This window comes from Streptomyces thermocarboxydus (genome assembly GCF_024760485.1).
Classification (GTDB): Bacteria; Actinomycetota; Actinomycetes; order Streptomycetales; family Streptomycetaceae; genus Streptomyces; species Streptomyces cellulosae.
The window spans coordinates 337406-362782 of record NZ_CP058273.1; the positions used below are offsets into that span (position 1 = coordinate 337406).

The window sequence follows — 25377 nt, forward strand, 5'->3', positions numbered from 1 at the left end:
GTCTCTCTTGGGCTTGGTGCGGGTCTGCGCGAGCCTGTGGTCTGCGGCCTGCTGGGGCCGTGCGCGGCCGACCGAGGCAGACCGGTGCGCGGTCGACCGGTCCGCGCTCGGTCGGCCGGCGACGGGCCGTGGCCGTGCGGCGCGCCGGGTCTGCTGGGGCTGCCTGTCCCCTGTGGCAGGGGCCTTTGGGCCGCCCTGTCCGTCGAGACGGGTCGGCGCCCTGGCGCAAGGCCAATATGCCCCGCCGGGGCTGCCGGGAGGCTGAAGCAATGGTCAGAGGGCGCGCGTGGAGCCGCGTACGGACAGGGAGGGCAGGAGCTCCACCCGGCGCACCGGGGTGTGCCCGGCCGTCTCCGTGTCCAGTCGCTCCAGGAGGAGTTCGGCGGCCGCCCGGCCGACGTCCGCCTTCGGCGGGGCGACAGCGGTGAGCGGGGTCGTGCCCAGGCCGGCCACCACGTCGTCGTAGGCGACGACGGAGCAGTCCTCCGGGACCCGCACCCCGTGGTCCGCGAGCCGCTGCACCAGCATCAGCGCGTCGACGTCGCCGTGCAGCACGGCCGCCGTGGCGCCCGTCCTCCGCAGCACCTCGTGCAGTCCGGCGGTCTCCTCCGGCGTGTACGGGCCCTCCTGGCCGGCCTCGGGAGCGCTCAGCGTCCACGCCCACGCCTCGACGAGAGGGTGCGCCTCGGCGATCCGCGCGCACGCCGAGCGCAGGGTGCGCGCGGTGGGGCTGTCGTCGCGGGTGGCGAACACGATGCGCCGGTGCCCGAGGCCCACCAGGTGCTCCACGGCCAGGTGGGCGCCGTACACGTGGTCGGAGCAGACCGAGTCCATGGCGTGCAGCACGGTGCCCGCCCCGGGGCGCCGCTCCATCAGCACGGCGGGTACCTCGACGGCGGCGAGCCAGAGGTGGTCGGCCTCCTCGTCGGCGAGGGTGCGCCAGCGCGGGGCGAGCAGCAGACCGGCGGCGCCGTCCTCCAGCGCACGCTCGACGAGCGGTCGTTCGGCACCCGCGACCTGGGGGGCGATGTGCAGCGCGATGCGCTTGCCTGAGGCCTCCAGCACGGAGCGGGCGCCGTGCAGGGACTCGTACAGGTAGTGGTGGCGCTCGGGCACGACGACAGCCACGGTGTCGCCGTCCGGCGGGCGCGGCGCGGGGATGTCGCGGGCGGCGAGGGTGGAGCGCACGACGCCGTGCCCGCGGCGCAGCCGCCCTTCCTGGGCCAGCTCCTCCACGTCCCGCCGCACGGTCACCACGGACACCTCGAGCTCGGCGGCGAGATCGCTCACCCGCGCGGACCCCCGGGACTCCACGGCAGCGAGGATCCGCTGCCTCCTGACCTCGACCGGCTCGCGCATGAGGCCCCTCCCCGCGGCGGAATGTTCGTTTGAACGATGCGGGCATCATAACGATCGAACCGGCGGGCGTCCGCGGAAGCGGTCCGGCTCACGCGGCGCGGGTCAGGACGGGCGGGTGCGGATCGTCATGCCCGGGCGGCGGCGGTGGACGGTGAGGTAGGTGAGGCCGTCGGGGCCCGCCGTCAGGGAGCGGGTGGAGCCGTGGGGGAGCCAGGTCAGGGTGCCGGTGGGCAGGGGGTGGTCGCCGTCCGGGGCGGTGAGGGTGCCGTCGCCGGCGAGGACCAGCAGGAGGACGTCGAGGTCGGGCTCGCGGTGGGTGTCCACGCGGTGGCCGGGCGGGAGGTGGACGACGTTGGCGTCGAGCTGGCGGCCGGACTCGGCGAGCCGCCACAGCGCGCCGGCGGTCCCGTCGCCGGCGGCGGCCGCCAGTGCGGCCGTGTCGCAGAGGATCCGAGGCAGAGGCGCCTCGCCGTCACCGTCCGGTGTGCCGGTGTGCTCCGACGTCATGGATCGCCGCCGTCCGTCCCCGAGAGCCCGGCCGCGCCGGGTGTCACGCGCTCGCTGTCGTGCGGGAACCTAACACGCGGCCGGGGGCAGGGCGGACAGCCAGTCCGTGAGCAGGCGGCTGGTGTCCTCGGGGCGCTCCCGCTGCACCCAGTGCCCGCAGCCCTTCAGGATGTGCGAGGACACCAGTCCCGGCAGGGTGACCGGGAAGGCGTCGATCGCGTCGGCCATCCAGGTGGTGGACGCGTCGAGTTCCCCGCCGATGAACAGGGACGGCTGCGTGACCGGGGCCCCGTCGTACGCGGCGAGGTCCTCCCAGTCCCGGTCCACGGCACGGTAGCGGGCCAGCGCCCCGCTCATCCCGGTGCGCTCGAACTCGGCGGCGAACACGTCGAGTTCGGTGTCCGTGAGCCACGCGGGGCTCCGGTCCGCGGGGAACCGTTCGCGCAGGGTCCCGCCCGGTCCGGTGAAGTACGGCGAGGGCGCTCCGGGACCGGGCATGGTGTCGGCGGACAGGGCCGCGTAGAACCCGGCGAGCCAGCCGCGTACGTCAGGCTCGATCTCGGCCTCGGCGCGGCCCGGCTCCTGGAAGTACGAGACGTAGAACTCCTCGTCGCCGCCCATCGACGCGAAGACCGTGCTGGGTCGCGGCCCGCCGCGCGGGGCGTAGGGGACGCCGAGCATCGCCACCGCGCGGAAGACGTCCGGACGCATCAGGGCGGCGTTCGAGGCGACGGAGGAGCCCCAGTCGTGGCCGACGACGACGGCGGTCCGCTCCCCGAGCGCCTCGACCACCGCGACGGCGTCGTCCACGAGTTCCCGTACGCGGTACGCGTCAGGGTCGGCGGGCCGGGAGGAGCGGCCGTACCCACGCACGTCGACGGCCACCGCCCGGTAGCCGGCGGCGGCGAGGGCGGGCAGCTGGTGGCGCCAGGCGTACCAGCCCTCGGGGAAACCGTGCACGAGCAGCACCAGCGGGCCGCTGCCCTGCTCCACCAGGTGCACGCGGCCCGCGGGGGCGGGGACGAGACGGTGGACGGGGGGTGAGGTCGGTACCGGCACGGGGGGCTCCTGAGTCGCTCGGAGGGCTTCGGTTCGTTCGCCGAGCATGCGGGGCCCTGCGGGGGCGGGGCGAGTGATGTTGCCGGTTCGGCAAACGGTGTCGGTGGGGACGCCTGCGTTCCGTCGCATTGCGGGTGCGGGCCGGTGGGGGCTTGTCGCGCAGTTCCCCGCGCCCCTGGGTGTGCTGCCCGACCGGCAACTTCAAGGGGCGCGTGCCGGTCCCCCGTTTCCCCGTTCCGGCGCTGTGCAATGATCCTGGCGGGCTGCAGAACACAAGAGGAACGGACGGACGTGACCGCGCAGGGACCGGACGACGGCGGGGCGCCGCAGGATCGGGAGGACGGTGTGCCGTCCCTGCCCGAGGACGTCTGGCAGCGGTTTCTGATGGACAGTGAGCAGGCCATCCGTACGTCCGCGCCCAGGGAGCCCTCCGCCCGGCAGCGGGCGGCGGGGCGCTCCCCTGAACAGCCGGGGCCTCCCCGCCCGTCGCGGATGTCGCGCCCCGACACCCCCGACGCCGTCGGCGACCTCTGGCGGCCGGACGACCCGTGGGAGGGGCCCGCCTGGCGGGACCTCGACGCGCGGGCCCGGCTGCGCCGGATCGGGCGGGTCGTGGGGACCGCCGCGGCGATCGCCCTGGCCCTGGGCGCCTGGTCGCAGCTGTCCACGGGCGCCGGCGCCCCGGCCGAGGGGCCCGGCGACACCGTGCTCCAGCAGTCCGAGGAAGCCCCGGTGACGCTGCCGCCGGGGGCCTCCGTGCCGGCCGGGCTCACCACCCCGTCCGCCACGGAGATCCGGACCGGCTGACGGACCGGCCAAAAGGCCGAGCTTCAGCCGCCCAGCGCCGCCAGCACGACCCCCTTCGCCTCCTCCTGGACCCGGCGCAGATGCTCCGGCCCCTGGAACGACTCGGCGTAGATCTTGTACACGTCCTCCGTGCCCGACGGGCGAGCCGCGAACCAGGCGCTCTGCGTGGTCACCTTGATGCCGCCGATGGACGCGCCGTTGCCGGGCGCCTCCGTGAGCACGGCGGTGACCGGCTCCCCCGCCAGGGTGTCCGCCGTGACCTGGGCCGGGGAGAGCTTCGCCAGGCGTGCCTTCTCCTCGCGGGTCGCGGGGGCGTCGATGCGCTCGTAAGCGGGTTCGCCGAAGCGCGCGGTCAGTTCGGCGTAGTGCCGCGACGGCGACTTCCCGGTGACCGCGGTGATCTCGGAGGCGAGCAGCGCCAGGATGATGCCGTCCTTGTCGGTGGTCCACACCGAGCCGTCGCGGCGCAGGAAGGACGCCCCGGCCGACTCCTCGCCGCCGAAGCCGAGGCTGCCGTCGACCAGTCCGTCCACGAACCACTTGAAGCCGACCGGCACTTCGACCAGTTCGCGCTTCAGGTCGGCGGCGACCCGGTCGATCATCGCCGACGAGACGAGGGTCTTGCCGACGCCCGCCGCCGACGGCCACTGCTCGCGGTGCGCGTACAGGTAGCCGATCGCGACGGCGAGATAGTGGTTGGGGTTCATCAGGCCGGCGTCCGGGGTGACGATGCCGTGCCGGTCGGCGTCGGCGTCGTTGCCGGTCGCGATGTCGAAACGGTCGCGCTGTCCGATGAGGGACGCCATCGCGTACGGCGACGAGCAGTCCATGCGGATCTTGCCGTCCCAGTCGAGCGTCATGAACCGCCAGGTGGGGTCGGTGAGCGGGTTGACCACCGTGAGGTCGAGACGGTGTTCCTCGGCGATGCGGCCCCAGTAGGCGACGGACGCCCCGCCCAGCGGGTCGGCGCCGATGCGGACGCCGGCGGCGCGGATCGCGTCCAGGTCGAGCACGCTGGGCAGGTCGGCGACGTACGTGCCGAGGAAGTCGTAGCGGCCGGTGTTCGACGCGGCCAGGGCGCGCGCGTACGGGATGCGGCGGACGTCCTTCAGGCCGCCGCGGATGATCTCGTTGGCGCGCTCCTGGATCCAGCCGGTGGCGTCCGAGCCGGCGGGGCCGCCGCTGGGCGGGTTGTACTTGAACCCGCCGTCGGCGGGCGGGTTGTGCGACGGGGTGACGACGACGCCGTCGGCGAGTCCCGTGCCTCGGCCCCGGTTGTGGGTGAGCACGGCGTGCGAGACGGCCGGGGTGGGCGTGTAGCCGTCGGCGCTGTCGATCAGCACCGTCACACCGTTGGCGGCGAACACCTCCAGGGCGGTGACCCGCGCCGGTTCGGAGAGGGCGTGGGTGTCCGCGCCGAGGAAGAGCGGTCCGTCGGTGCCCTGCGCGGCGCGGTACTCGACGATGGCCTGGCTGGTCGCGGCGATGTGGTCCTCGTTGAACGCGGCCGCCAGTGACGAGCCGCGGTGCCCCGAGGTGCCGAACGCGACGCGCTGCCCCGGGTCGTCCAGGTCGGGGTGGAGCGCGTAGTACGCCGTGACCAGCCGAGCGACGTCGACGAGATCCTCGGGACCGGCCGGACCGCCCGCTCGCTCGTGCTGCATGTGCCCACTCCTCCGCAAAAGGTCGGTTGTCACGCTTGCGGAGACATCTTTCCCCGCCGGGGCGTCGCCGCGCGAGTGGGCTGGGTCCGCCCCGGCCCCTGAGGCGTCAGATACGTCCGCCGGTCATCCGGGTCAGGGGCCCGTGGGCGTGGCGTTCCGCGCGGCGCCCCACCGCGTAGGAGGCGGCGGTCAGCGCGGTCAGTCCGGCGGCCGCGCCGGCGGCGACCAGCCTGCGGTTGGCGATGACGGTCCAGGCGGTCTTGGCGCCGGCGGCCACCTGCCCGGAGGCGGTGACGACGGCGCGGCGCCGCGGCGGCCGGCCTCCGCGCCCTTGACGGCGGACTGGGCGGCGCCGTTCGCCACGCGCGCGGCACGCTCGGTGCCGGACGCGAGGGCCGACGTGGCGTCAGCCGCCTTCGAGGCCACGCCGTTGGCGGCGTCGCTCGCCTTGGAGGCCGCGCCCTTCGCGGTATCGGCCGCCTTGCCGGTGGCCTTGTCGGCGGTCGAGGCGGCCTTGGACGCCGCCGTCGTCGAGGCGTTCGAGGTCTTCCGGTTCGCATTCTTGTTCTGTTCGGTCATGGACACCGGTTTGCCGCAGCGCCGGTCGGCAAACACATCCGGTGACGGGGCGCGGCCCACCGTCAACCACGCGCGCCCCTGCGGAGGTTCGCAGAATCCCCGCCCGCGCCGGGCTGTACCGGCCTCCCGGGGGTAGAAGGACAGCGGCACGCACACGCCGACGCCTACCGAGAGGAGTCGCCATGCCCGGCATGGTGGAGCGCATCAAGCAGTTCGCCCGGAGCCCGCAGGGGCGCCGCACGGCCGAGCAGGTACGCAGGGCCGCGGCCGACCCCCGGCGGCGGGCGCAGGCCCAGCGGCTGCTGGGACGGCTGCGCGGCGGCCGGCGCTGAGCCGACCCCGGGCCTGACGGCTCCGCGACCGCGCGGGCCGCGGGCCGATCACCGAAAGGACTCCATGAACGAATCGTCGGTCCGCACCGTGGGCTGGGCCCGCTCCCTGCCGATGGGCCAGGGAGTGAAGGCGGCCCGTGACTGGGCGCAGGAACACCTCGCCTCCCTCGGGTGGGACGAGACAGCCCCCGAGACGGTCCACTCCGTGCTGCTCACGGTGTCGGAGCTGGTCACCAACGCGCATGTGCACGCCGGCACCGACGCCCAGCTGGTGATGTCGTGGGACACCCGCTGCCTGCACATCTCCGTGCACGACGGGTCCGCCTCCCTGCCCACGCCGCGCGAGCCGAGCGAGGAGCGGGTCGGCGGGCGCGGCATGCTGCTGGTCGACGTCCTGGCCGACACCTGGGAGGCCCGGCCCTGCCCGCACGGCAAGACGGTCACCGCCTGCTTCCGCGCGCCGGAGGCGGCCGCCGCGGTGTGATCACCCCGGCGGGGGACGCGGACCCGGACCGGCCTACGATCGGTCGGGCCGACCCACGTCAGGGCCGCCCCCGCAGGGGCCGCCGCCCGCTAGGAGCCCCGCACGGTGACCGCCGTCCTGCCCCCGTCCCCCGCCACGCCCGCCCTGCCGGCCCCGCGCCGGCTGACCCGCACCGAGGACGGTGAACGGCTGCACGCCCTGCTGTGGACGGCGGGTCCCGGGCGCCGGGCGATCAGCAGCGCGGTGCTGGGCGGGGGCATCGGCGAGCGGGCGTGGATCCTCAACGCACAGGTGGCGCACGGCTACCGGCGCACCGACCCCGAAAGGCACCTCGCCTCCCTCGCCGCCGAAGCGGGGTTGAGCGGGCCCGGGGTGGGCCTGATGACGGCGGCCGACGTGTCGGCGTACGCGCACGCGCGCGACGCGGGTGCGGAGGCGTTCGTCACGGCGGGCGTGGACGTGCGCGGCTGGGCGGCGCGGCCCGGTGAGGGCGCGGAGGGCGTTCCGGAGCCGGGCACGATCAACGTCGTGGTGGCGGTGCCGGCCGTGCTCACCGACGCGGCCCTGGTGAACGCGGTGGCCACCGCCACGGAGGCGAAGGTCCAGGCGCTGGTGGACAGCGGCCTCGACTGTTCCGGCACCCCGACCGACGCGGTGTGCGTCGTCTCCGACGCCCCGTCCCCGCACCGGGAGGCGCACGCGTTCGCCGGGCCACGGTCGCTGTGGGGGGCGCGGCTGGCGCGCGCCGTGCACCGGGCCGTGCGGGACGCCGTGGCCGGCGGGGGCGGTTCGCCCGTCCGCGGTGAGACATGAAACACCTGCTGGGGGGTACTGCGCCTGGAAGGGAGTTCCTCGCCGACCGGGCAGGTTGCTTCGCGGGCACGGATGGGGGACCGTTGCCGCCGTACCTGCTGATGCCGACGAGAGAGGGGGTGGGTGCGCGGCGCGCACCTCGTTCGTGATTTCTTCCCCCGGTTCCAGCGCCGATCCGTGCGACGCACGCGACGGATCCGTCCCCACGTGGGACGACGCGCCGTGCCCTGTCCTGGTGCTGGACTCCCGCGGCCGGATCGCCGGCCGCAATCGTGCCGCCCGTCGCCTCACCGCGTCCTCCGCCTCCGACGTCCCGCCGTCGTGGCTGGCCGAGGCGCACCGCCGTCATGTCGCCGGCACCGTCGACCCGACGGCGGGCACGCCGGCCGGACCGGTCGGCGACCGCTCCTTCGAGGCCCGGCCCTCCCCCACCCGGGACGGCCGTGTGGCCTGGTGGCTGTTCGACCGCACCGACCTCGTACAGGCCCACGAGACCGTGCGGGAGACCCGGGAGCGGGCCGACGCCACCTCCGACCTCTTCAGCACCCTGCTGGCGTCCCTGAACGTGCCGCGCTGCGCGGAGGTCGCCGCCCGGATGGCCACCGACCACCTCGCCGAGGCCGCCGTGCTGATCACCCCGCCGGCCGGGCACCGGTACGCCGTCACCCATGCCCTGCGCGGCGGGCGCGTGGTGCAGGAGGCGCGGCAGATCGACCCGCTCACCGTCCCGGGGCTCGACGAGGCCCTGCGCGGCTTCCCGCCCGTGCCGGCCCGCTGGATCAACCCGGACGCCATCCCGGACTGGGCGATCCCCGAGGGCTTCTCGGGGCCGGTGGGCTCCGTGCTGGTGACGCCGCTGCCCGGGCACGGGGTGCCCGCGGGCGCGCTGATCCTGCTGCGCTCGGACACCGACAAGGGGTTCTCGCCCGAGGAGGAGGTGTTCGCCCGGCTGTTCGCCTCGCGCGCGGGCACCGCGCTGTCGGCGGCGCGCCTGTACGGCGAGCAGACGGCCATCACCGGCACCCTGATGCGGGAGCTGCTGCCGCCGCCGCTGAGCCGAGTGCACGGCGTCGACTACGCGGGCCGCTACCGCACCGCCCTGGACCACGAGCGGGTCGGCGGCGACTTCTACGACGTCCACCCCGGCCCCGACGATTCCGCCGAGACGTTCGTCGCGCTGGGCGACGTGGCCGGCAAGGGGCTGGACGCGGCGGTCCTCACCGGGAAGATCCGCAACACCCTGCACGCGCTGCTGCCGCTCGCCTCCGACCACCTCCGGGTGCTGCGGATGCTCAACGACGCGCTGCTGACCTCCCACCACGCCCGGTTCGCCACCCTGGTGCTGGCGTCCGTGCGGCGGCTGGACGACGGGGCGGTGCGGCTGCGGCTCACCGGCGCCGGGCATCTGCCGCCGCTGGTGGTGCGCGCGGACGGCCGGGTCGAGGAGGTGCCGACGCAGGGCACGCTCGTGGGCGCGCTGCCCGAGGTGACCGCGCGCACCGTGGAGACGGTCCTCGCCCCGGGGGACACCTGCCTGCTGTACACCGACGGCATCACCGAGGCCCGCGGCGGCCCGCTCGGCGACGAACTGTTCGGCGAGGAGCGGCTGCGGCAGGCCCTGGAGGGGTGCGGCGGCATGCCCGGCGAGGCGCTGGTGGAGCACGTACAGATGCTGGCCGCGCAGTGGCTGGAGCCGGGGAGCCGTCACGACGACATGGCCGTCCTGGCCATCACCGCCCCGCGCGGCGGCAACCCGGCGGGCGGCCGGGCACCGGCCGGTGACCACCGACGAGCACGGAGGACGGCATGAGCGGACCCCGGGCCTCGGCCGGCGAACTTGGCGAGGCGCTGTGGAAGGCGGTGATCGACGGCGACGAGTACGACGCCGTCGACGTCGTCCGCGGCGCCCTCGAGGACGGCTGGCAGGAGGAGGACCTGCTGCTGGACGTGGTCGCGGCGGTGCAGGCGCGGATCGGCGTCGAATGGGCCGCCGACCGCATCAGCGTCGCCCAGGAGCACGCGGCGACCGCGATCAACGAGCGGGTCATCACCGCGCTGGTGCACCACGGCTCCGGCACGCGCCCCGACGCCGTCCGGGGCCGGGTCACGGTGAGCTGCGTCGACGGCGAATGGCACGCGTTCCCCGCGCGGCTCGTCGCCGAGACGCTGCGGCTGCGCGGCTGGCACGTCGACTACCTGGGCGCCCAGACGCCGACCCCGCACCTGGTCGCGCACCAGCACCACACCAACTCCGACGCCGTGCTGCTGTCCGGGTCGATCCCCACGCACCTGCCGCGGGCGCACACCGCGATCAACGCCTGCCGGACCGTGGGTGTGCCGGTGGTGGCGGGCGGCCGGGCGTTCGGCGTGGACGGGCGCTACGCGCGCGCCCTGGGCGCCGACGCATGGGCCCCGGACGCGCGGGGCGCCGCGGCCGTGCTGGAGGCCGGGCTCGCGAGGCCCACGGGCGTCCGGCAGGCCGTCGACGACCTGCCGCACCTGGCGGACCAGGAGTACAGCATGGTCACCCAGTCGCGCGGCCGGCTGGTGAAGGAGACGCTGACGGAGCTGGAGCACCGCTTCCCGCCGATGCGGGAGTACAGCGACGCGCAGCGCGAGCGCACGGCCGAGGACCTGGCGCACGTCGTCGACTTCCTGGCGACCGCCCTGTACGTCGACGCCGTCGAGGTGTTCACCGACTTCCTGGGCTGGACGTCGGACGTGCTGTCCGCGCGCAACGTGCCGCCGCACTCCCTGGTGACCGGCCTGGACATCCTCGGCGACCGGCTGCACGACTTCCCGCGCGCCCTGTCCATGGTCCGCGCCGGCGCCGCCCGTCTCACGGACAGGACCGACCCGGCGGTCACCGACACGGTGGTCTGAGGAGGGAGAAGCACCCCCCCGTCTCACGTCACCTCCGGCGCCCCACCGCCCCCGCAAGAGCGCGCAGCACCGCGCTGCGGCCGCGGTCCGGGACGGTCCACAGCGGCTGGCCCCGCACGCCCCAGCGCTCCAGCAGGGCGTTCGCGGCGAGGAAGCCGGTGGTCGCCGCGCGTTCCATCAGGGCCACCGGCAGGGACGTGCGCACCAGGTCGCCCGCCACCATCAGGCCCGGGTCGGGTGTGCGGACCGAGGGGCGGTCCTCGTAGCCGCCCACCGGGAAGAGCGGGCAGTCGGTGCCCCACTCGTGGCGGGCGTCGACGATCCCCGCCTTGCGGGTCTCCGGGTAGATGCGGTGCAACTGGTCGAGCAGCCGCTTCTGTTCGACCTCCGGGGACGCCTCCGGGGGCAGGGCGTAGGCGTGCAGTTCGACGACGGAGCCGCCGGTGCGGGCGGCCCGGCGGGCGGCCTCGTCCTCGTACCGTTCGAGGACGCTGACGTTGTCGAGGGTGCCGTAGCCGCTGGTGCCGAGGAAGCCGGGCCGGTCGGGGGCGACCCGGCGGTCCAGCCAGAGGCGGGAGACCAGGAACGGCGGGGCGTTGCGCAGCCGGGCGATCCGCTCCCGCCAGGGGGTGTCGCCGAGCCGGAGGGAGCGGTCGACGAGGGCGCGCAGCCCCACGGCGTCGAGGGCGAGCACCACGGTGTCGTGGCGCCGCTCGTCCCGGTCGGTGGCGATCTCGTACCCGCCGTCGTCCAGGGGTTCGACGTGTTCGACGGGGGTGGAGGTGCGCAGGTCGGCGCCGTGCCGTTCGAGGAGGGCGGCGAGCGGCTCCCACAGGGCCGCGGGGAAGGGCGCGGTGGGCACGTCGAACAGCAGGCCCTCGGAGGAGCCGAGGAAGTAGATGTGGAACATCAGCGCCATCTCGGCCGCCGACAGCAGGCGCGGGTCGGCGAAGAAGCTGCGGGAGAACACCTCGAACGCCAGATGGCGGGCGCTCTCCGGGAAGCAGACCGCGTCGAGGAAGTCGTGCGCGCTGACCGCGTCGAGGCGCTCGTACACCTCGGGCACGCGGACGTCGAGGAGCGGCAGGGCGGCCGCCGCGTTCATCCGGGGCAGGTCGCGCAGCGGGAAGGACGGGCTGAGCGCGGCGAAGCCGAGCGCGCTCCACGGCGGGGTGCGGGGCACGTGCCGGAAGCTGTCGTGCAGGCCGTCGCTGTGGCGCAGCGGGTAGTCGGGCAGCGGGGTGAGGCGTTCGAGGGCGGGGTCGGTACGGCGGAGCAGGCCGCGCAGGTTGTAGTACTGCCGGAAGAAGGCGTGGAAGCCGCGGCTCATCGTCGCGGGCGTGCCGTCCTTCAGGTCGACGGGCCAGCCGCCGACGCGTCCGCCGAGGTAGGGGCGGGCCTCGTAGAGGGTGACGTCGACGCCGCGTTCGGCGAGGGCGGTGGCGGCGGCCAGTCCGGCGATGCCGCCGCCGACCACGGCCGTGCTGGGCCGGTGGTCGCCGTCGACACGGGGCGCGCCGGGTGCGGGCATGATGACACGGGCGCGGCGGTCGCGGCCGCGGCGGGCGGCGTCGGGCGGGGCGGTCGGGTCATCGCGCGGTCTCCGTCGTGGTGGGGCGGCGCCCGGTGAAGGTGTGGGTGATGCCGGTCTGCCAGCCGGGCAGCGGCAGGCGGCGCACACGGTCGAAGCCGTTCGCCTCCAGCCGGTGCGCGAACCGGTCGGCGGTGTCGAACTCCACGACGCTGCGCCACAGATGGCGGTACAGGTCGCCGTCGCCGAGCAGGGTCGCCACCGGCTGCACGACGCCCCGGCAGACCAGCGTCCACACGGCGCGGTCGGTGCGGCGGCCGCCGAGGGTGTACTCGTGCACGGCGAGGCGTCCGCCGGGCGCGAGCAGGCCGTGCACGGTGCGCAGCACGGCGTCGGGGTCGGTGACGTTGCGGAACAGGTAGGCGGCGAACACCGCGTCGAACGGTCCGGTCACCCCTGCCTCGGCGAGCCGTTCGGCGGGCGCGTGGACGAACGTGACGTTCGGCGGCCAGGTCTTGGCGGCGGCCCGCTCCAGCATGCCGGCGGAGGCGTCCACGGCGGTGATCTCGGCGCTCGGCAGCACCTCGGCGAGCGCGCCGGTGGAGGCGCCGGTGCCGCAGCCGAGGTCGAGCACGCGCAGGCCCTCCCCGCCGCGGGGCAGGCCGAGACGGCGTGCGGAGCGGCGCAGATGGGCGTGGTAGCCGGGGTTGGCGGCGACAAGGGTGTCGTAGCTGCGGGCGGCGTGGTCGAAGGCGGCGGCGAGGTGCTCGTCGCGCAGGAGGGTCATGGGGTCTCCGGGGTGGCAGGGGCGAAAGACGTCGATGCGGGGCTACGGGCCTTCGTAGGGGCGGCGGGGCAGGCCGGGCAGTTCGAGGGCGGAGCGGAGCATCGGTCCGACGGGGGCGTGCAGGCCCACGGCGAGGTCCTCGTGGAGGCGGGTGTCGCCGTCGAGGAACCGCAGCAGCCGCCGCATGGGGACGCGGTCGAACAGCCGGCAGAACAGGGCGGGTCCGTCGGCGCGCCCGCCGGCCAGGGCGCGCAGCAGCACGGCGTCCATGGCGCGGGAGCGGGCCGAGTGGGCGGGCGGCGGCACCGGGCGGCGGCCCTCGCGGAGGGCGGCGGCGACGGCGCGGGTCTGGCGCTGGAGGCCGGCGAAGGTGTAGCCGGTGGAGGGGCGGGTGGCGCCGCCCGCCGCGCCGATGCGGAACACGGACTGCCCGGTGCGGCGGGGCATCACCGCGTCGGTCATCGGGATGACGCCCGTCTCGGTGGACAGCACCTCCAGGTCCCCCAGTCGGAGCACGTCGCCGGTGTAGTGGCGTACGGCGGTCTCGTAGGCGTCGGGGGTGAGGGGGCGCAGGGAGAACTCGGTGTACTCCACCAGGGCGTCGTGGCGGCCGAGGGGCAGGACGTAGCCGAAGGACAGTCCTTCGGGGGGCTGCGGGGTGCGGAAGTCCATGAGTTCGGCGGTGCCGGGGGCGAAGGCGGGCCGGGCGGTGCGCACGAACCAGCCGTGGAAGTGCTGGAGCAGCGTGGTACGGGCGGCGGGCAGGCTGCCGGGCGGGCGTGAGTCGAACACCCAGCGGGCGCGTACGGCGCGGGGGTTGCCGTCGCGGTCGCGCAGCCGCACCAGCGCTCCCCCGGGCACGTCCTCCACGGTGTCGACGGTGCCCTCGACGCGCCGTACCGCGTCGCGGTCCGCGAGGTCGCGGGAGACGAGGGTCTCGAAGTCGTCGGAGCGGATCATCTTGTAGCGCAGCGGGGCGATGTCCCCCTGGATGGGGCGGCCTCGCCGGTCGCGGACGCGCAGGCTCCGCCAGGACGCGGTGACGGCGGCGTCGAAGCGGCCGGGCCCCGCCTCCCAGAAGCACCAGGTGCGGCGGGGCGGCCGCAGCGGTCCGGGCGGCGCGTCCACCAGGGCGACGGACGGAGGCCGTCGCCCGCTGCCGGGACCGGCCAGCCGGTGGGCGAGGGACAGCCCGGCCGCCCCCGCCCCGACGATCGCGACGTCCGCCTCCAGCACGCCGGCACCACCCTCCTCGGTCACGGTTCGTGCGGATCCGCACGGCCGGTTGTTTCCGTCCGTGTGCCCGCGCGGATCCGGGTCACTCGGACGTGAGACGACGGGCGCGACCGGGAAGGCATGCGCCGGTCGTCCGGCGTACCGGAACGATGCGCGTGCCGACGAGAGGAAGACACCGGATGCTCCCGACTGGGGCCAAGAGACACCGCGCGGCGATGCGGTCGTGCGCGCCGCGCCCGGCCCGTCCGCCCGGACCCACCGTCCGGGTGCGGTCCGTCCGCGTGACGGCGGAACCCCTGTGCGGGGCGGGGGCCGGGCGGTGACCCGGACCGTTCCGGGGCGCACGGACCATGTGGTCGTCGTGGGGGCCGGGCTCGCCGGTCTGTCGGCGGCGCTGCACCTGCTGGGCGCGGGGCGGCGGGTGACCGTCGTCGAGCGTGACGAACTGCCCGGCGGACGCGCCGGGCGCAAGGAGCTGGACGGGTACCGGATCGACACCGGACCCACCGTGCTGACCATGCCCGACCTGGCGGACGAGCCGTTCGCCGCCGTCGGGGACAGCCTGCGCAAGCGGGTGGAGCTGGTGGAGCTGCACCCCGCCTACCGGGCGCGGTTCGCCGACGGCAGCAGCCTCGACGTGCACACCCGGGCCGAGGCGATGGCCGCCGAGGTGGAGCGGTTCGCCGGGGCGCGGGAGGCGGCGGGCTACCTGCGGCTGCGGGACTGGCTGGAGCGGCTGTACCGGGCGCAGATGCGCCGGTTCATCGACGCGAACTTCGACTCGCCGCTCGGACTGCTCCACCCCGACCTGGCGCGGCTGGCGGCGCTGGGCGGTTTCGGTCGCCTGGACGCGCGCGTCGGGAGCTTCCTGAAGGACGAGCGGCTGCGCCGGGTGTTCTCCTTCCAGGCGCTGTACGCGGGCGTCCCGCCGGCGCGGGCGCTGGCCGCGTACGCGGTGATCGCGTACATGGACACGGTCGCCGGCGTGTACTTCCCGCGCGGCGGCATGCACGCGCTGCCGCGGGCAATGGCGGACGCCGCCGCCGACGCGGGCGCGGACCTGCGGTTCGGGCGGGAGGTGACCCGGCTGGAGCGCTCCGGCGGGCGGGTGACGGCGGTGGTCGCGGGCGACGAGCGGATCCCCTGCGACGCGGTCGTCCTCACCCCCGACCTGCCCGTCGCCTACGGGCTGCTGGGCGGGGCGCCGAGGCGTCCGGCACGGCTGAGGCATTCGCCGTCGGCGGTGGTGCTGCATCTGGGCACCGACCGGACCTGGCCCGAACTGGCCCATCACACCCTCTCCTTCGGTGAGGCGTGGCGCGGCACCTTCGACGAGCTGACGCGGGCCGGGCGGCTCATGAGCGACCCGTCGCTGCTGGTCACCCGGCCCACCGCCACCGATCCGTCGCTCGCGCCGCCGGGACGCCATCTGCACTACGTCCTCGCGCCGTGCCCCAACACCGACATCGGGCCGGGCGCCGCCGCGTGGACGGACCTGGCGCCGCGCTACCGGGACTCGGTGCTGCGGACGCTGGAGGAGCGCGGTCTGACCGGGCTGGCCTCCTCGATCGAGGCGGAGTGCGTGGTCACGCCCGCCGACTGGGCCGCGCAGGGGCACGCGGCCGGCACGCCGTTCGCCACCGCCCACACCTTCGCCCAGACGGGTCCGTTCCGGCCCCGCAACCTGGTGCGCTCCGCCGAGAACGCGGTGCTGGCCGGCTGCGGCACCACCCCCGGTGTCGGCGTGCCGACCGTGCTGCTGTCCGGGAAGCTGGCCGCACGGCGTATCACCGGTGCGCGCGGCCCCGCCGGACGCGCGTCCACCTCGTTCTCCGCCCAGGAGGCCCTGCATGACCGAGCGTGAACTGGACGCGGCGGGCATCACCGACCCGGCGCTGCGCGAGGCGTACCGCCACTGCCGCGTGCTCAACGCCCGGCACGGCCGGACGTACTTCCTCGCCACCCGGCTGCTGCCCGTGGAGCGGCGGCCCGCCGTGCACGCCCTGTACGGCTTCGCCCGCTGGGCGGACGACATCGTCGACGCGCTCGGCACCGGCGCGGACACCGCCCGCCGGGACGCCGAACTGGCGGCGCTGGAGCGGGAGCTGGCCAAGGGGCTCCGTGACGGGGAGAGCGCCGAGCCGGTGGTGCGGGCCCTGGCCGACACGGCGCGGCGCTACCGCATCGACCACGCCCACTTCGCCGACTTCATGACCGCCATGCGGTCCGACCTGGTGGTCACCGACTACGCCGACTACGCGGCCCTGCGCCGGTACATGCACGGCTCGGCCGCGGTGATCGGGCTGCAGATGCTGCCCGTCCTCGGCACGGTCACCGACCGGGAGACGGCCGCCCCGCACGCGGCGGCCCTCGGCGTCGCCTTCCAGCTGACCAACTTCCTGCGGGACGTGGGCGAGGACCTGGACCGCGGGCGGGTGTACCTGCCGGCGGACCTGCTCGCCGCGCACGGCGTCGACCGGGAGCGGCTGCGGTGGAGCCGGGACACCGGCCGCCGCGACCCGCGCATCACCTCGGCGCTGCGCGCGTTCGAACGGCTGACGCGGGGCGTGTACCGGCAGGCCGCCCCGGGCCTCGCGCTGCTCGAACCGGTGTCCCGCCCCTGCATCCGCACCGCGTTCGTGCTGTACGGCGGCATCCTGGACGCGGTCGCCGAGGACGGGTACGCGGTGCTGCACCGGCGGTCGGTGGTGCCGCGCAGGCGGCGCGCCGTGGTCGCCGCGGACGGGCTGGCCCGGGTGGCCGCGGCCCGGCTGCGCGCCAGGCCGGCCGCGGCCCGCCGGCCGGACGGCGTCCCGCTGACGGGTGCGGGGCCGGTGGAGCCCCGGATGGTCGAGGAGGTCGCGTGATGGCAGGTCGCGGACGTGGGCGGCTGCCGCTCTCCCTGCGCCGCAACGCGGTGGCGTGGGAACGTCAGCGCCCCACGTGGCGGGACGCCAAGCCCGCCCTGATCGCCGGCGCGCTGAAGCGGGCGCAGGCACGCCCGTCGGGCAACTGGTACGTCGTGGGCGCCTCCCGCGACGTCGGCGGTGACCGCCCGCTGGGCCGGACGGTCGCGGGACAGGAAGTGGTGGTCTGGCGCGACACGGGCGGCCGGGTGGTGGCGGGGCCGGGCGTCTGCCCGCACCTGGGCGCGGCGCTGCGGGACAGCCCGGTGCGCTGCGGGACGCTCGTCTGCCACTGGCACGGGCTGTCCCTGAACGGCGGCCCGTTCGCCGGCTGGGAGCCGTTCCCCGCGTACGACGACGGGGTGCTGGTGTGGGTGCGGCTGGACGCGGTCGGCGGCGAGGAGCCGCTCGACGCGCCGGTGGTGCCGCGCCGCCCGGTCCCGGCGCGCGCCCTGACGGCGGTGTACGCGGGGGTCGGCGTCTGTGAGCCGGAGGACGTCGTGGCGAACCGGCTCGACCCCTGGCACGGGGCCTGGTTCCACCCGTACTCGTTCGTCGACCTCACGGTGGTGGACACGCCGGAGCAGGCGGAGGGGGACGCGTTCGCCGTGGACGTGTCGTTCAAGGTGGCGGGCCGTCTGGTGGTGCCGGTGCGGGCGGTGTTCACGGCTCCCGAGCCGCGCACGGTCGTCATGCACATCACCGAGGGCGAGGGGGCCGGCTCCGTGGTCGAGACCCACGCGACTCCCCTGGGCCCGGACGCGTCGGGCCGTCCGCGCACGGCGGTGATCGAGGCGGTGGTCGCCGCCTCGGACCGCCGGGGCTTCGCCCTGGCCCGAGCGGCGGCCCCCGTCCTCCGACCCCTGGTCCGCGCCGCCTCCGGCCGCCTCTGGAGGGATGACCTGGCCTACGCGGAACGCCGCTGGGAGCTCCGCTCGACGGGGCGGTTCCCGGGGGCGTAGCAGTCCCGGACCGCACTCGGCCCGCCCGGTGGGGACACCGGGCGGGCCGAGGCGCGTGGCCGTCCGGACCGCCTCTCAGCTCAGCCCCGCCGCCCTCGCGTCCGCCCTGCCCCCTCCGCCCAGGAGGTCCGTATGGCGCAAGGGCGAACGTTCCTCGATGCGGGGCAGGTAATGGCGGGTCGCCCTGGTGACCACGGCCGGCATGGCGGCCCGTACCGGCTGGGCCAGGCGGAGCCAGTGGGGGTAGTACGCCGCCGTGCTGCGGCGTTCGACCGCCCGGGCGAGGCGGGCCGCCGCGCGGTCCGGCGGGTACACGTCCCGTACCGGCCAGGGCATGTGCCCGCGCAGTTCCCGCATCACGCTGTGGCGGTCCGCGTCCTCGATCAGGTCGGTGCCGATCCAGGTGAGGTAGCCGATGCCGACGGTCACGCCGAGGTGGGCGACCTCCGCGCGCAGGGAGTGGGCGAAGGCCTCCGCTCCCGCCTTGGAGGCGCAGTACGCGCTCATCAGCGGAGCCGCGCCGATGGCGGCGAGGGAAGCGACCTGGAGGTGGTAGCCCTTGGTCGCCATGAGGTCGGGCAGGAACGTGCGGGCGGTGTTCGCGCTGCCGGTGAGGTTGACGTCGACGATGCGCCGCCACCGCGCGGGGTCGGAGTCGGCGAACAGCCCGGCGTCCGCCACGGCCGCGTTGGCGACGACGACGGACGGTGTGCCGAGCCCGGTGCGGACCGCGTCCGCCGCCTGCTCCAGCGCCGCGGCGTCCGTGACGTCGGCCTCGTACGCGAGGGCGGGGACGGGCAGTTCACCGGCGAGCCGGCGCAGGCGGTCGCCCTCGTGGCCGAGCAGCGCCAGCCGCATGCCGCGTCCGGCGAGTTCGCGGGCGAGGGCGGCGCCGATGCCGCGCGCGGCCCCGGTGACCACCGCGGTGCGTCCGCCCAGCGGGCCGCTCATCCGCCGTCCCCTCCGGTGATCTGCGGGTCAACGTCAGGGCGGGCGGTGTGGTGCGGATGGCCGGCGGTCCTGCGGGCCTCCTTCATCTCCGCCTCGTAGAGGTGGTCGCGGCCCTCGGCCAGCTCCTCCACCGCGGCCTGCTCCAGCTCCCGGAACGGCCGGTAGTACGTGTCGTCGTACGCCTCGACGATCTGGAACGTCCAGTGGCCGGGGATGACGTTGCGGCCCAGCACCTGGGTGCGCACGGCCTCCGCCCAGTCGGGGTGTCCGGCCTTGTGCAGCAGTTCCACGGCCCGGTCGAGCTCCAGGTCGGCGGTGCCGGTGAGCTGGTGGAAGCTGTAGAGGTGGCCGCGGGCCCGTTCGGTGGTCTCCAGTGCCTTCGACAGGGACCCCAGCGCCTCGACCGTCTCGTCGCTGACGCCTTCGGGCCTCAGGTGCCGGCGGTCGGGGCCGTCGTCGGGCTGTCCGTTCCGTCCGCTCATCGTCTCGCCTCCTTCTGTGGTCGGTCGTCCGCCGGGCCGGCGCCCGGCCCCGCGGTTTCAGGCGGGCCGCCCGCCCCGGTCCGGCCGCCCGCCCCGGTCGGGCTGGCGCGTCCGTGGCGGTCGCGGTGGGCCAGCAGCCGCTGGGCGGCGCCAGTCCGGCGGCGAACGACGGACGCAGCGCGGCCCGGGCGGCGTTGGCGCCGGGCGCGCCGTGCACGCCGCCGCCGGGGTGGGCGCCGGCGGAGGCCAGGTAGAGGCCCTTGACGGGGGTCTCGGGCCGTCCGGTGCCGGGGGCGGGCCGGAAGAACAGCTGCTGGTGCATGGCGGTGGTGCCGCCGTTGATGGCGCCGCCGTGCAGGTTCCGGTCGAGGGACTGCAGCGTGGGCGGGGCGAGGATCCGCCGGGCCCGGATCCGGTCGCGGAAGCCGGGCGCGAAGCGCTCCACATGGGCCTCCACGCGGTCGGCCATGCGTTCCTGCTCGTCCTTGTCCCAGGAGCCGGTGAGCCCGTCGTCGCCCGCGTCGCCGACGACCCGGTGCGGGACGTGGGTGTAGGCCCAGGCGGACTCGGTGCCCTCCGGGGAGCGGGTCGGGTCGGAGGTGGTCATCTGCCCGAACAGGGAGAACGGGCGGTCGGGCACGCGTCCCATGGCGAGCTGGGCGGCGAAGCGGGTGAGCTCGTCGAGCCCGTCGGCGAGATGCACCGTTCCGGCGCCGGCGGCCTGCTCGCACTTCCACGGCACGGGCCCGTCCAGCGCCCAGTCGACCTTGAAGGTGGCGAAGTCCCACTGGAAGCGCTCCAGGTCGGACTGCAGCTGCCGGGGCAGGTCCTCTGGGGCGACGAGCTCGCCGTAGAGGGCGGGCACGGACACGTCGGCGAGGACGGCGCGCCCGGCGGGGACGGTCTCCCCGTCGGCGAGGCGTACGGCGACCGCGCGCCCGCCGCGGACGACGACACGCTCCACGCGCCGCCCGCACCGCACCGCTCCCCCGCGTGACTCCAGACGGCGCACGAGGGCGTCGGTGAGCGCGCCCGCGCCGCCGACCGGCACGGGGAAGCCGTACGTCTGTCCGAGCATGGACATCAGCCAGCCGAAGCCGCCGCTGCCTGCGGCCTCGGGGGCGAGGTCGGCGTGCAGGGCGTTGCCCGCGAGCAGCAGCCCGCCGCCCTCGCCGCGGAACTCCTCCTCCGCCATGCGCCGCACCGGCAGCACGAGGGTGCGCGCCATGCGCAGCCCGCCCGTGCCGCGCAGCCGTACGGCGAGCCGCAGCCCGGAGCGGACCGGCGGGAACGGTGTGAACAGGGCGTCGAGCAGGTCGGGGCGGAGCCGGTCCCACATGGCGTGGAGACGGCGCCACGCGTCGCCGTCCCCGGGCGCGAAGGCGTCGAGGGAGGCGGCGGTGACGTCGACGTCGCGGTCCAGGATCGCGCAGCGGCCGTCGCTCAGCGGGTGGGCGACGACGTGCGGGGCGTGGCTCCAGCGCAGCCCGTGCTCCTCCAGGCCGAGTCCGGAGACGACCGGGGAGGCGGCGGCGAGCGGGTAGAAGGAGCTGAACAGGTCGCTGGCGTAGTCGGGGTGGACACCGTGGTCGTGGCGCACGGCGCCGCCGGGCTCGGGCTGTTCCTCCAGGACCGTGACGCTCCAGCCGGCGTCGGCGAGCAGGTTCGCCGCGACCAGGCCGTTGGGCCCGGCGCCGATGACGACGGCGTCAGCCACGGGCGCCTCCCGCGTCGGGCTCCGGCACGACCTGGCCGAGCGCCCGGCGTTCCTCCGCCTCGGCGGCCTCCGACTCCACGAGGTGGGCGAGCCGGGCGAGCATGGCGCGGTGCCGGATCTGGATGACCGCCTCGACGGCCACGTTGTGCACCAGGCCGCCCGCGCCGCGCAGGGGGTGCTCGTCGACCTTGACGAGGCACTGGTCGCCCCAGGGCCGCAGCTCGATGGCGATGCGGGCGGTGCCCAGCGGCCCGGCCTTCGCCTCCAGTTCGAGCAGCTCGCCGGGGACGACGTGCCGGACGACGGACTCGTTGTGCAGCTTCAGCGGCCCGAGGCGCACCTCGTAGCCGATCGCGGAGCCGAGCTGCGGCCAGTGGCCGCGCACCGGCTTGGACTCGGACGTGCCCACCACCCAGTCCGCGTAGCGGGTGCCGTCCTCCAGCACGGCCCACACGGACCGCGGGTCGGTGCTGATCAAGCGATGACGAACCGCCACTGTTGCCTCCTGTGTCCCTCAGCGCCACCGGTCAGCTCTGAGTGCCCCGTCTGACCGCCGTCAACCAGAGGCGCGGCCGGACGGGTCAGGCCGCGGGGCGGGTGGGGGCCAGCGCCCAGCGGATGCCCGCGGTGACGGCGCTGCCGAGCGGGCGGACGCACAGGCCCTCGGCGGGCAGACGGGGCACCCGCAGCGCGCGGGAGGCCCAGGGCGGCAGCAGGGACACGGCGTTCGCGGCGAGCACGCCGTACGGCAGCCGGGCGAGCAGCGGGACGGGCGGGTCGAGCAGCAGGAACCGCGCGGTGGCCAGGGCGTCCGGGGTGGCGTGCAGCTCGTCGCGGTAGGCGGCCAGCCGCTCGGCGAGCTGCGCCCGGTCCGCGGGCGGGTCGGGGACGCCGAGGGCGGTGGCGATGCGCGCCATGTCCGCGACGTATCCGTCACAGCCGGCGTCGTCCAGCGGCCGGGCGCCGTAGCGCTGGTGGGCGCGCAGGAACATGTCGACCTCGGCGACATGCACCCAGCACAGCAGGTGCGGGTCGGAGGCGCGGTACTCCCGGCCGTCGGGTGCGGTGCCGCGGACAGTGTCGTGGACGGCGCGCACCCGATCCACGGCCCGCTGGGCGCTGTCGGCGGTGCCGTACGTGGTGACGGCGAGGAAGGTGCTGGTCCGCTGGAGCCGGCCCCAGGGGTCGCCGCGGAAGCCGGAGTGGGCGGCGACGGCCGCCATGGCGAGCGGGTGGAGCGACTGGAGCAGCAGGGCGGACAGGCCGCCGATGAACATCGACGCGTCACCGTGCACCCGGCGGACCGGGCTGTCGGGGGCGAACCAGCGGGGGCCCGGGGTGCCGTGGATGCGGGCGCGGTTGTCCGGGCCGTCGGGTCCGGCCACCCGCGAGAAGATGGCCCGGCCTATGTGGCCGCGCAGCGCGGAGGCGGGTTCGGCGAACGGTTTCACGGCGCGCCCCACCTCCCTCCGCGGTGACGTCCTACGCCTACGTCTGCCCCGGCCGCCGCGCCCCTACCCGCGCGCGGCCGCTTCGTCAGGGGACGTCGCCCCGCCATTCGTACACCCGGTCGCCGGCCGCGCGGGGCGCGTAGACCGCGCGGCCGCCTGGGCCGTAGCGGCCTATCTCCGTGGGCAGGCCCACCCCGTGCCGCTGCTCCGCCGGGCCGTGGCCGGTGACGTCCAGCAGCAGTCCGTCCAGCGGTCCGCCGGACAGCTCCGCGTACACCCGTCCTTCACGCGGCCCCGGGTCGTCGTGGTCCGCCCCGTACACCCGCCCGCGCATGAACTCCGTCTCGTCCATACGGGGAGCTTGACACCCGCCACTGACAACGGCGCCCCGCAGGGGCGCGGGAAACCGCGCGAGCAACCACGACGAGACCTCTACGCGGTCTCCTCCCGCACCCCCGCCCAGGGCGCCGTCGCCCGCCCCTGGCTCCACGCCAGCAGCCCGTGCCCGTCGACACAGACGATCCCGCACTGCTCGGCGTACTCCAGCGCCGGCACGGTGAACTCCCCGGTGGTGACCACCACGGCGACGTCGGCCTCGTGCACCGTGAAGCACGTCCCCCCGAACCGCTGCAGCTCCTGCGACCCCACCTTGTTGTCCTCCCCGTACCGCTTGCACTGCACGACGAGCCGCCGCCCGTCAGGCGTCACAGCGATCACATCCGCACCGAGATCCCCCGCACCGCCCACCACCCGCACCTCCGTGCACCCGTCCCGCGCACACAGCTCGGCCGTGGCGGCCTCGAACTCGTCCGGTGTGAGCGCCTCGTGGTCGATCCCCTGCGCCACGGGCAGCGGCGAGGTCACCTCGTCGACCGCCCCCGCCTGGGCGGGGATGACAACCGGCGCCGGCGCGGGCGCGTCCAGGGCATCGAGCGCCGTGGACGTCCCCCGGGCGAAAGCCCGCCCGGCCTCCCGGGCGATCCCCGCCGCCGACAGCCGCCGCCGGCGGCGCCCCCGGGCCACGGCGACGGCGACGACCAGGCACACCAGCACGACCGCCCACACCGGGCGCCGCTCCAGCACCCCGGCCAGCGCGCGTATCGCGAGCCCTCCGATCACCAGCGCCGCGGCGAGCAGGCCGAAGAACACGGCGGTGGAACGCAGGTCGAAGCGCCTGCCGGGGCGCAGCGCACGGGTACGACGCTCGGGCATGGTCACCGTGGTGACTCCTCTCTCGGGACGGCCGAAGATCACGAACGCCGTCTGCCCCGGATCCGCGCGCTCACCGAACACGCGCTCACAGAACCCTCACCAAATACGGGGCGGGCGGCCTGTTTCCGCGTCCGGCGGGAAAGAAGCGATCCGTGAAGAGATGCCACGATGGTCGGGAGCACGGCCGGACGGAGACGGAGACGGACATGGACTGGCAGCTTTTTGCCCAGCGCATGGCGTCGATGGCCCGGGATCTGCTCGCGGAGCACACGCTCGACGCGACGCTGGAGCAGATCTCACGCTCGGCGGTGGAGCTCGTGGACGGCTGTGACGCCTCCGGGATCCTCGTCCTGAGCGAGGGCCGGGTGCGTTCGCTCGCGCCGACGGACCCGTTCGTCACCGACAGCGACATGCTCCAGGGTGAGCTCCGCGAGGGGCCGTGCTTCGACGCGGCGCGGCCCGACAGGCCGGAGCGGCTCTTCCGCATCCCCGACCTGACGGCGCCCCCGGAGCGCTGGACGCGCTTCGTGCCCCGGGCCCGGGAGCTCGGGGTGGGCAGCATGATGGGCTTCCTGCTCTACACCCGGGAGGAGGAGCTGGGCGCCCTCAACATGTACTCGCGCAAGCCTGGAATGTTCACCGAGGACAGCGAGACGGCGGGCTGGCTGCTCGCGTCGCACGCGGCGGTCGCCTTCGCCACCGCCCGTACCGACGAGCAGATGCAGGAGGCCATCACCACACGCCATCTGATCGGCGAGGCGATGGGCATCCTGATGGGCCGGCACCACGTCACCGAGGACCAGGCGTTCGACCTGCTGCGCACCCGGTCGCAGCGCACCAACACCAAGCTGCGGGACGTGGCGCGGGAGATCTGCGAGTCGGGCGGCCCGGAGCGCTGACCGCCCGGCTCGTCGTACGGCGCGCGCTCAGCGGGCGGCGGCGCCGGTCCAGTTGTGGGCGACGTCGATCACGAGACGCCCGTCGAGCTGCTGCACCCGGAACGGCAGCCGTCCGCGCACCCCGAGGCCGAGCTGGGTGTCGCCCTCGAAGCTGCCCGCGAACCGCGCGTCGCGGAACGTGCGGTAGCCGGTGAGGTCGACGCCCGGCAGGGCGCGCCCGGCGCGCGCGGGGTAGGTGGCCTCGCCCGTCTCGGGTGCGTAGGCGGGGGCGTTGACCCGGACCTCGAGGATCGCGCCGCCGGAGACGGGGATGTGCCGTCCCGAGCCGTCCTGCTGGAGCCGGTCGACGTAGCGGACCGAGTAGCCGAGGTCGGCGCGGGCGGCGCCGGGCACGTCGACGACCATGCGGTCGTAGCAGTCGTGCCGGCCGGTGCGGACGTCCCGCACGGACGTGGACGTGGCGGCGGTGACCGCCTTGTCGGTGGAGCCCCAGCCGGTGGGGCAGACCGTGGCCGCGGCGGGCGCCGCCACGGGGGCGGCCACGGCCGGGACCGCCGCCGTCACCAGCGTGGCGCCGAGGAGCACCGCCGTCGCGCACATTGTTCTTGATTGAAGCATTTTCGGACCCCTGGGACGACAACGTTCTGGTATCGGGTGAGACGACCGGGATGACCCGATGGTTGCGGTCCGTTCGGCCGGTCGCCGTACCGGCGCGCATGGCACATGCTGGTGGGGAGCGGACGAACGTCCCGTTCC

The 25377-nt window shown here is 75.6% G+C and carries 24 protein-coding genes and 2 pseudogenes; 10 read left to right on the forward strand and 16 right to left on the reverse strand.

The annotated features are described in order from the left end of the window. Positions 1-273: 273 nt before the first annotated feature. From AY578_RS01535 to AY578_RS01545, 3 genes are all read right to left on the reverse strand, one after another. Positions 274-1359, reverse strand: coding sequence for a substrate-binding domain-containing protein (locus tag AY578_RS01535; RefSeq protein WP_258901753.1), 1086 nt, complete (start codon positions 1357-1359; stop codon positions 274-276). 102 nt (positions 1360-1461) lie between these two features. Beyond that, positions 1462-1866, reverse strand: a complete 405-nt coding sequence (locus AY578_RS01540; RefSeq protein WP_019525649.1) for a hypothetical protein — start codon at positions 1864-1866, stop codon at positions 1462-1464. 69 nt (positions 1867-1935) lie between these two features. Beyond that, positions 1936-2973, reverse strand: coding sequence for an alpha/beta fold hydrolase (locus AY578_RS01545; protein WP_370879108.1), 1038 nt, complete (start codon positions 2971-2973; stop codon positions 1936-1938). 243 nt (positions 2974-3216) lie between these two features. Here AY578_RS01545 and AY578_RS01550 point away from each other — a divergent pair, with 243 nt between their 5' ends. Beyond that, positions 3217-3732, forward strand: coding sequence for a hypothetical protein (locus AY578_RS01550; protein ID WP_136237858.1), 516 nt, complete (start codon positions 3217-3219; stop codon positions 3730-3732). A 23-nt stretch (positions 3733-3755) separates the two neighbouring features. On the opposite strand, the gene pgm is transcribed toward AY578_RS01550, so the two are convergent. Beyond that, positions 3756-5396: a phosphoglucomutase (alpha-D-glucose-1,6-bisphosphate-dependent) gene (gene pgm / locus AY578_RS01555; RefSeq protein ID WP_215049135.1), complete on the reverse strand. Its 1641-nt coding sequence runs from the start codon at positions 5394-5396 to the stop codon at positions 3756-3758. Between the two features lie 106 nt (positions 5397-5502). Further along, positions 5503-5975, reverse strand: a pseudogene (locus tag AY578_RS01560) (hypothetical protein). Positions 5976-6157: 182 nt separating this feature from the next. Between AY578_RS01560 and AY578_RS01565 the strand changes: the two are divergent. From AY578_RS01565 to AY578_RS01585, 5 genes are all read left to right on the forward strand, one after another. Beyond that, positions 6158-6307, forward strand: a complete 150-nt coding sequence (locus AY578_RS01565) for a hypothetical protein (protein WP_019525643.1) — start codon at positions 6158-6160, stop codon at positions 6305-6307. A gap of 64 nt (positions 6308-6371) precedes the next feature. Further along, entirely contained in the window at positions 6372-6791 is a 420-nt protein-coding gene (locus AY578_RS01570) for an ATP-binding protein (protein WP_019525642.1), read from the forward strand. A gap of 105 nt (positions 6792-6896) precedes the next feature. Continuing rightward, entirely contained in the window at positions 6897-7604 is a 708-nt protein-coding gene (locus AY578_RS01575; RefSeq protein ID WP_019525641.1) for an adenosylcobinamide amidohydrolase, read from the forward strand. A gap of 235 nt (positions 7605-7839) precedes the next feature. Then, entirely contained in the window at positions 7840-9414 is a 1575-nt protein-coding gene (locus tag AY578_RS01580) for a PP2C family protein-serine/threonine phosphatase (protein WP_137207360.1), read from the forward strand. Continuing rightward, on the forward strand, positions 9411-10487 hold the full coding sequence (locus AY578_RS01585) for a cobalamin B12-binding domain-containing protein (RefSeq protein ID WP_028958797.1): 1077 nt from the start codon (positions 9411-9413) through the stop codon (positions 10485-10487). The genes AY578_RS01580 and AY578_RS01585 overlap by 4 nt, the downstream gene beginning before the upstream one ends. Positions 10488-10515: 28 nt before the next feature. Here the strand turns inward: AY578_RS01585 and AY578_RS01590 are convergent, their stop codons facing one another. Genes AY578_RS01590 through AY578_RS01600 form a run of 3 tightly spaced genes read right to left on the reverse strand, consistent with a single transcriptional unit; the run spans position 10516 to position 14041 of the window. After that, positions 10516-12018, reverse strand: a complete 1503-nt coding sequence (locus tag AY578_RS01590) for an FAD-dependent oxidoreductase (RefSeq protein WP_258901764.1) — start codon at positions 12016-12018, stop codon at positions 10516-10518. A 58-nt stretch (positions 12019-12076) separates the two neighbouring features. Then, on the reverse strand, positions 12077-12805 hold the full coding sequence (locus tag AY578_RS01595) for a methyltransferase domain-containing protein (RefSeq protein ID WP_028958795.1): 729 nt from the start codon (positions 12803-12805) through the stop codon (positions 12077-12079). A gap of 42 nt (positions 12806-12847) precedes the next feature. Continuing rightward, a complete protein-coding gene (locus tag AY578_RS01600) occupies positions 12848-14041 on the reverse strand; it encodes a lycopene cyclase family protein (RefSeq protein ID WP_028958794.1) in 1194 nt (397 codons plus the stop codon). 319 nt (positions 14042-14360) lie between these two features. Here AY578_RS01600 and AY578_RS01605 point away from each other — a divergent pair, with 319 nt between their 5' ends. Genes AY578_RS01605 through AY578_RS01615 form a run of 3 tightly spaced genes read left to right on the forward strand, consistent with a single transcriptional unit; the run spans position 14361 to position 17909 of the window. After that, positions 14361-15905 (forward strand): phytoene desaturase, encoded by a 1545-nt coding sequence (locus AY578_RS01605; protein WP_161107624.1) that lies wholly within the window; start codon positions 14361-14363, stop codon positions 15903-15905. Next, complete coding sequence (locus AY578_RS01610) at positions 15892-16908, forward strand: phytoene/squalene synthase family protein (protein ID WP_258901766.1); 1017 nt, start codon at positions 15892-15894, stop codon at positions 16906-16908. Before AY578_RS01605 ends, AY578_RS01610 begins: the two co-directional genes overlap by 14 nt. Continuing rightward, entirely contained in the window at positions 16908-17909 is a 1002-nt protein-coding gene (locus tag AY578_RS01615) for a DUF5914 domain-containing protein (protein ID WP_258901767.1), read from the forward strand. Before AY578_RS01610 ends, AY578_RS01615 begins: the two co-directional genes overlap by 1 nt. Before the next feature lie 75 nt (positions 17910-17984). Here the strand turns inward: AY578_RS01615 and AY578_RS01620 are convergent, their stop codons facing one another. The 7 genes and pseudogenes from AY578_RS01620 to AY578_RS01650 form a co-directional block, all read right to left on the reverse strand. Then, on the reverse strand, positions 17985-18860 hold the full coding sequence (locus tag AY578_RS01620) for a short-chain dehydrogenase/reductase (protein WP_161107626.1): 876 nt from the start codon (positions 18858-18860) through the stop codon (positions 17985-17987). Continuing rightward, positions 18857-19342 (reverse strand): hypothetical protein, encoded by a 486-nt coding sequence (locus AY578_RS01625; protein ID WP_019525631.1) that lies wholly within the window; start codon positions 19340-19342, stop codon positions 18857-18859. Before AY578_RS01625 ends, AY578_RS01620 begins: the two co-directional genes overlap by 4 nt. A 101-nt stretch (positions 19343-19443) precedes the next feature. Then, positions 19444-21059: pseudogene (locus tag AY578_RS01630) on the reverse strand (phytoene desaturase family protein); the annotation flags it as partial. Then, positions 21052-21555: an SRPBCC family protein gene (locus AY578_RS01635; RefSeq protein ID WP_026243944.1), complete on the reverse strand. Its 504-nt coding sequence runs from the start codon at positions 21553-21555 to the stop codon at positions 21052-21054. The pseudogene AY578_RS01630 and the gene AY578_RS01635, both read right to left, overlap by 8 nt. 85 nt (positions 21556-21640) lie before the next feature. Continuing rightward, positions 21641-22510 (reverse strand): oxygenase MpaB family protein, encoded by an 870-nt coding sequence (locus tag AY578_RS01640; protein WP_136239612.1) that lies wholly within the window; start codon positions 22508-22510, stop codon positions 21641-21643. Between the two features lie 85 nt (positions 22511-22595). After that, positions 22596-22862 carry a hypothetical protein gene (locus AY578_RS01645; RefSeq protein WP_019525627.1) on the reverse strand — a complete coding sequence of 89 codons (267 nt, stop codon included), beginning with the start codon at positions 22860-22862 and terminating at the stop codon, positions 22596-22598. 80 nt (positions 22863-22942) lie between these two features. Further along, positions 22943-23728: a restriction endonuclease gene (locus tag AY578_RS01650; RefSeq protein WP_168713497.1), complete on the reverse strand. Its 786-nt coding sequence runs from the start codon at positions 23726-23728 to the stop codon at positions 22943-22945. 200 nt (positions 23729-23928) lie between these two features. Here AY578_RS01650 and AY578_RS01655 point away from each other — a divergent pair, with 200 nt between their 5' ends. Then, positions 23929-24621 (forward strand): GAF and ANTAR domain-containing protein, encoded by a 693-nt coding sequence (locus AY578_RS01655; protein WP_026243943.1) that lies wholly within the window; start codon positions 23929-23931, stop codon positions 24619-24621. A 27-nt stretch (positions 24622-24648) separates the two neighbouring features. Here the strand turns inward: AY578_RS01655 and AY578_RS01660 are convergent, their stop codons facing one another. Next, positions 24649-25239, reverse strand: coding sequence for an AMIN-like domain-containing (lipo)protein (locus AY578_RS01660; protein WP_420341300.1), 591 nt, complete (start codon positions 25237-25239; stop codon positions 24649-24651). Positions 25240-25377: the final 138 nt, after the last annotated feature.

Coding starts and splice junctions, on each gene's coding strand:
- AY578_RS01535 (WP_258901753.1), bottom strand. CDS start 1,359: ATGCGCGAGCCGGTCGAGGTCAGGAGGCAGCGGATCCTCGCTGCCGTG.
- AY578_RS01540 (WP_019525649.1), bottom strand. CDS start 1,866: ATGACGTCGGAGCACACCGGCACACCGGACGGTGACGGCGAGGCGCCT.
- AY578_RS01545 (WP_370879108.1), bottom strand. CDS start 2,973: ATGCTCGGCGAACGAACCGAAGCCCTCCGAGCGACTCAGGAGCCCCCC.
- pgm (WP_215049135.1), bottom strand. CDS start 5,396: ATGCAGCACGAGCGAGCGGGCGGTCCGGCCGGTCCCGAGGATCTCGTC.
- AY578_RS01565 (WP_019525643.1), top strand. CDS start 6,158: ATGCCCGGCATGGTGGAGCGCATCAAGCAGTTCGCCCGGAGCCCGCAG.
- AY578_RS01570 (WP_019525642.1), top strand. CDS start 6,372: ATGAACGAATCGTCGGTCCGCACCGTGGGCTGGGCCCGCTCCCTGCCG.
- AY578_RS01585 (WP_028958797.1), top strand. CDS start 9,411: ATGAGCGGACCCCGGGCCTCGGCCGGCGAACTTGGCGAGGCGCTGTGG.
- AY578_RS01590 (WP_258901764.1), bottom strand. CDS start 12,018: ATGCCCGCACCCGGCGCGCCCCGTGTCGACGGCGACCACCGGCCCAGC.
- AY578_RS01595 (WP_028958795.1), bottom strand. CDS start 12,805: ATGACCCTCCTGCGCGACGAGCACCTCGCCGCCGCCTTCGACCACGCC.
- AY578_RS01610 (WP_258901766.1), top strand. CDS start 15,892: ATGACCGAGCGTGAACTGGACGCGGCGGGCATCACCGACCCGGCGCTG.
- AY578_RS01615 (WP_258901767.1), top strand. CDS start 16,908: ATGGCAGGTCGCGGACGTGGGCGGCTGCCGCTCTCCCTGCGCCGCAAC.
- AY578_RS01620 (WP_161107626.1), bottom strand. CDS start 18,860: ATGAGCGGCCCGCTGGGCGGACGCACCGCGGTGGTCACCGGGGCCGCG.
- AY578_RS01625 (WP_019525631.1), bottom strand. CDS start 19,342: ATGAGCGGACGGAACGGACAGCCCGACGACGGCCCCGACCGCCGGCAC.
- AY578_RS01645 (WP_019525627.1), bottom strand. CDS start 22,862: ATGGACGAGACGGAGTTCATGCGCGGGCGGGTGTACGGGGCGGACCAC.
- AY578_RS01655 (WP_026243943.1), top strand. CDS start 23,929: ATGGACTGGCAGCTTTTTGCCCAGCGCATGGCGTCGATGGCCCGGGAT.
- AY578_RS01660 (WP_420341300.1), bottom strand. CDS start 25,239: ATGCTTCAATCAAGAACAATGTGCGCGACGGCGGTGCTCCTCGGCGCC.